4 protein-coding genes and 2 pseudogenes are annotated in these 5,134 nt (G+C 60.7%); 2 read left to right on the top strand and 4 right to left on the bottom strand.

Going from position 1 to position 5,134, the window contains the following annotated elements; translation table 11 throughout:
- Positions 1-170, top strand: a pseudogene (locus BM162_RS21960) (ISNCY family transposase); the annotation flags it as partial.
- 279 nt (positions 171-449) lie between these two features.
- Here the strand turns inward: BM162_RS21960 and BM162_RS21955 are convergent.
- The 4 genes from BM162_RS21955 to BM162_RS21940 form a co-directional block, all read right to left on the bottom strand.
- Positions 450-1,337 (bottom strand): replication initiation protein, encoded by an 888-nt coding sequence (locus BM162_RS21955; protein ID WP_093425973.1) that lies wholly within the window; start codon positions 1,335-1,337, stop codon positions 450-452.
- Positions 1,338-1,674: 337 nt separating this feature from the next.
- A protein-coding gene (locus tag BM162_RS21950) for an IS3 family transposase (protein WP_093425971.1) occupies positions 1,675-2,900 on the bottom strand; the annotation gives its coding sequence in 2 pieces (ribosomal slippage) (positions 1,675-2,558 and positions 2,558-2,900; 1,227 coding nt in all).
- A gap of 417 nt (positions 2,901-3,317) precedes the next feature.
- Positions 3,318-3,995: a ParA family protein gene (locus tag BM162_RS21945; protein ID WP_093425969.1), complete on the bottom strand. Its 678-nt coding sequence runs from the start codon at positions 3,993-3,995 to the stop codon at positions 3,318-3,320.
- A gap of 292 nt (positions 3,996-4,287) precedes the next feature.
- Entirely contained in the window at positions 4,288-4,485 is a 198-nt protein-coding gene (locus tag BM162_RS21940; RefSeq protein ID WP_093425967.1) for a hypothetical protein, read from the bottom strand.
- A 403-nt stretch (positions 4,486-4,888) separates the two neighbouring features.
- Between BM162_RS21940 and BM162_RS21935 the strand changes: the two are divergent.
- Positions 4,889-5,134: pseudogene (locus BM162_RS21935) on the top strand (IS3 family transposase); the annotation flags it as partial.

The raw sequence follows: 5,134 nt of genomic DNA, 5'->3' as shown, positions 1-5,134 counted from the left end.
ACCCGCATCAACAGCATGTCACCCACGCCGCGATCACCGAAAACAAGCACCTGAGCGCGGTCTTGGCGCATATCAAGGAGCAGCAGGACAAGGCGGCGGCTCCGCCCGAGGTCAAGCCCGAAAGCGCCCGCAACGGCTATAAGAAGACCGGACGCCGCCCGCCCGGACGACCGTCGAGACTCGACGCCTACTACGCCCGTAAACGCGCCGAGCGGGAAGCCCGCGTAGCCAGCCAGGGCTGCGATAACTGAGGTCTCCGCCCTGCCAGGCTACGCTGCCGTCACGCCCATGGTGACATTCCTGCTTTGCACCGGCGGTGACATTTCAGCTTGGTTGCAACAGGCGGGCACATTCTAAACCGCGTTGCGACATTTCCCCTATCTTTCTGAAAAGCAAGGAGAACGGGACCACGTAGTGGCATGATGCACGGAACCACACGCGGCAACTCGTCACTCGTCCTCCAAAAGTGAGGGATTCGGGGATCGCCGGTTCTCGAGGCGTGCGCTTCTCGCTTGAGCGGATACCGACGGCATCGGGGCGATGTGCTCTACCCGACCGGAGATCCTCGCTCGGCGACCCACCTTCGGACGCTGCGCTTCCAACCAAGCTTCCTTCAGCTCATTGTCATTCTTGCGCCACCACCCAAGCCGGATGCCCGTCACGCGCTTCCCGGTCTTCATCGGAAGGATAGAAATGTTGAACGGAGCCAAAGCGTTGATCTCGTCCACCGCTGGCTTGATCACATGCTTGTTGAGTGCTCCGAACTGCGGATACTTGCCGTCTTCCACGCCGAGCATCCCTCGGAAGTCCTCCAAGCTGTAATCCTGGTAAACCTTTCGGCTCAGGTTCGACCACTGCGATGCATTTTCATACAGCGAAATCGCATACTTAGAGCTGAACGCCATCAGCACCGGCAGCGCGATCTTTCCCCAAATGCTGCTGTCTCGCAGGATCTCGACCAAGCGTTTGTCGAAACTGTAGGTCAGCACTCCGGCCGGCCGATCGGGGTCGTCCATGTCGTTCCCGCCGAGGAACTGCACCCGGCGTGTCCTGCCCCCCGAAAGTCTCACAGTTAGGATGGTCTGCATCAACGAGAGGATTGCCTCCTCGATCATCTCTGAACCCTTGTGACCGTCCGGCCGGAGCTCTGAGAGCTCGATCACGTAGTCCTTCCCTTCCTCTATACCCTGGCGATGAGCATGGTGCCAAAGGACGGTGATCGCCCGCCTGGCGTTCAATGTCAGTTGCTGGTGACCGGTGATCTGAATGAGCTCCGACGGCTTGATAGCCTCGTCGTGAGCCGGAGAGAGAGACAAAACTCGGAGTTCATCAGCCATGTCGTGAGGGTAGTCAGGGCGGCTGATAATGTGAACCACTATCAGCCGAAGTTTTCACTTTTCAGCAGGAAGCTGGGGATAACTTTCCTGCGCCTCCCCGAATTCCTCACATCTGAGCCCCGAAAACCTCACAGTAAGCCCCGGAAGGCTCACAGTATTCCCCGGATTCTTCATCGGAGTCCCCGGAAACCTCACAGTATCCTCGCCAACCCACTGTTTCTATGAAGGAATCCGTCGCTGAATCTTTGAATCTTGAACTATGAAAAAGTAAGAAGGGGCCCACTTCCTCTTACCGTGCTTCATCAAGATCTGGTCTTGCCCCTGTTTCAACAGACACTCAGGCGGTTGCGGTTTGAGCTGCGATGAACTCGCGGGGCGAGCGCATCTTCAGCCCTGAGTGTGGGTGGTTGTCGTTGTAATCCTCGAACCAGCCGCCGATCAATTCGAGAACAGCGGCGGCGTCAGGCAGCGCCGTGACATGCACGTAGTCGCGCTTCAGCGTCTTCACGAAGGCCTCCGAGATGCCATTGCTTTGCGGGCTCTTCACGGGCGTGTAGCAGGGCCTCAAGCCAAGCTGGCGGGCAAAGATGCGCGTCTCCTTGGCGATGTAACACGAGCCGTTGTCGCTCAGCATCTCGACTGGGTGCGGCGCCTTATAGCTTGTGAACCGCTGTTCGACCGCTTCGAGCATCATGTCCCGGACGTCCGAGCCGCTGATGCCCGCGTTCACCACGGCCCGCCACGCAATGATCTCCCGGTCGTGCGCGTCGATGATGAAGGCGCCTCTGACGATGTCGCCGTTCCAGCAGGTGAACTCGAACCCGTCCGAGCACCAGCGGATGTTTGAGCGCATCGTCACCACCTTCCCCTCGTGCGTCAGCTCCGGCCGCTCGGTGTATCTGCGGGCCAGGAGGAGGTTGTGCGCCTGCATGATGCGGTAGACGCGCTTGTGGTTTACCGGCGCAGCACCCGCCGCGCGGAGCTGCCGGTTCAGAAGAGCAGTGATCCGGCGGTAGCCGTAGGTGGGGCGCGCCGCCACCAGTGACGAGATCAGCGGCAACACCGCCGCGTCTTGCGCTTTATGGTAGCGCCGACGCGGCTTCGAGCTCCCGCTCAGCCGGGCATGCAGGTTCGAACGGGAGACGCCCAGGGTCTCGGCCACGACCTTCACCGGGAACCGTCCTTCGGCTGCGACTTCGCGAGCCACGTCCGTTTTTTTGACCTGGTCTTGTCCAGCGCCTCCTTGAGGATCTCGACCTCGAGCGTCTTGCGCCCGAGCTGCCGTTCCAGCTCGCGGATACGCTCCTCCATCTGCCGGACGGCGCGATTGCTGGTCACGTCGTCATCTTCGGACACGGCCACGGCTCCTCCATCCAGCATCAGGCGACGCCAACGATACAGCAGGTTCGGGGCGACGCCATTCCGGCGAGCGACGACGGAGATGCTGGCGTCTTCCTCCAGCGTCTCCTCGACGATCCGCAGCTTCTCGCTCGCGGACCAGCGGCGGCGGCGACCGCCATCGGTGATGATCTCAATCTCGGACATAAGCACGTGCTCAGGCATATGCCTAAGCCTCCATGGCTATGCCTGAGTGTCCGGGCGAAACAGGGGCCAGTTCAAGATCCTAAGGGAGCAGCCAGGCCATGCAGAGACGTCAGGTGTTGTAGTACCGCCGTTAGTGTCCGAGGACGCTTGCGCTAACGAATCTACACGCCACCTGCATGGCATGTTCTTCTTCGTCAGCCGCCCTGCCCCCGCTCGAACTCGTCCATTAGAATTCTCAACATGTCAGCGTATGTCCTGCGATCATCTCGGCAGAGTTTTTTGAAGCGACCGATAGTCGTGAGTGGCGCCTTGATAGATATCTGACCATCCACTGCGGGTTCTCGGCTCGGCCACGGTGCTACTGGATGTTGCGACCCCGTATCCCCTTGCCTCTCTGGCGACGGCGTCGGCTCAAACTGCTGAAGACGACTAAGATCAAGCGGGTTCGGCATTACGCACTCCTTCCAACATATCGATCGTTTCAGCCGCGAACGCCTGAGCATTCTCGATGGCCTTGTTCACTCCGCTGACGTCCGTTGGGTCCATGTCCCGGAGCGTCCCGCCTACATTGTGTAGTGCCGAGAACGCCGTACGAGTCTTTAGCTCGACCGAATAGGTGGCAACGCCGCCTCGGATCTGCTCGTTTATGGCTCTCTCCAGTCTCGACTTCACCGCGGCCTTAGTGCGACAGAAGAGCACTGCGGCCGGTATATCTCGGCGAAGCGCCCTGCCCTCTTGCCGAAGCATGGCGAGTGTCTCGATGGCGTCGTCAGCATCTTGTTGCTCATCACCCATGGGAACCACGACCAGGTCGCTTTCGGCGACAACGAATGCATTGAGCCGCGAAGCCGTCCCTTCCAAGTCCACGATTACAAACGCCGCCCGAGCTCTGGCTTCAGCGATTTCATCCTGAATGTGTTTTTCCCCTCGAGACTGGAGAACCGAGAGGCGTGGGGGGAGCGGAGCTCGCTTTGACCATCGGATCAGCCTGGCGGCCGGGTCTGCATCGATGAGGACAACGTCCGCGCCTTCGCAGAGAGTGGTCCCGAGGATAATACTGCTGCTCGTTTTACCCGCACCGCCTTTTGAGGTGGCGAATGATATCACTGGCATGAGTAGAGGTCCTTAGTCTTGACTGCCCGTGGGTAGGATATCGAACGGTGCGGCAGGCATGGAAACAATTTCATACCCATGGCAGGGCACGTCATGCCAATTCTGCGGCAGAAATGCCATGGTTACGAAGGCGTAGCGTAGGGTAGGGTAGGGTACCTAAGGGATGCACAGGGTACCGCGGGCCGCGGCTGGGCCTCGGAGCGCGCGGGGCAGGAGGTGTTCATGGACATCGTCCTTCTCGCGAACGAGCTTTTTCTGGCCGTCACCCGGGGCTGAAAGGCCTGCTGGCGCTCTACGCCACAGGAGCCGGCAGCATCGGCCACAGGCTGCAGCCGATCATCGAGGCCCAGGCGGAAATGGGTGATCGGGTCTGCCGGGTCATCCTGTCCGGACGTGCCGCGGCCACGCTTTGGTGCGTCAGCTTTTCGCTGACGCGGCGGGTCGCGAGATTGCCGTTTCCGCCGCCGAGGACCCCGTCCTGCTCGGCCAAGTCATATTTGGGCCGTTTCGTCTGGGGAAGCGATTGGCCGCACACGCGACATGAACACGTCGCGTCCTACGCGGGAGGCCTCGCGGAGATGTCAGAGCGGATCGACGATTCCCGGGCGGTATGGGTCTTGTACGGCTTGTCGTGAGCTGAAGGGACGGAGGGCCCTGTCGCTTCCGCTCTCGCGCCGGGGCGGTTATGATACCCGGCCTCGTTTTCGCCCATGACGACCGCATCTCTCCGCGAGCGGAAGGAACCGAGCTTCAACATTTAGGCCGGGGGGTCTCCTCAACCGCCCGGCCTTCGATCATTTCAGGCCGCTCTCCGGTGGCCCCCCCTGTCAGGGATGTTGTCGCCCGTACTAATCTGAAAAGTGTACCCTGAGGCGGGCGGACAGGATGATGGATTGGCATACTCACCGGAGAGGAAGGCGGCGGTTCTGACGAAGATGCTGCCACCGAACAACAGGCCGCTGCGGCAGCTATCGCAGGAGGAAGGGATTTCGCGGGGCACGCTCGCCAAATGGCGTGAAGAGGCGCGGGCGAAAGGCCAGTTCCTGCCCGATGCGAAGACGGGTCCCGAGGGTTGGACCTCAACCGACAAGCTCGCGGCAGTGATCGAGACGGCCGCGATGAACGAGACCGAGCTTGGC

This window comes from Tranquillimonas alkanivorans, assembly GCF_900115595.1.
GTDB lineage: Bacteria > Pseudomonadota > Alphaproteobacteria > Rhodobacterales > Rhodobacteraceae > Tranquillimonas > Tranquillimonas alkanivorans.
This window is presented reverse-complemented; position numbering and strand designations above follow the sequence as displayed.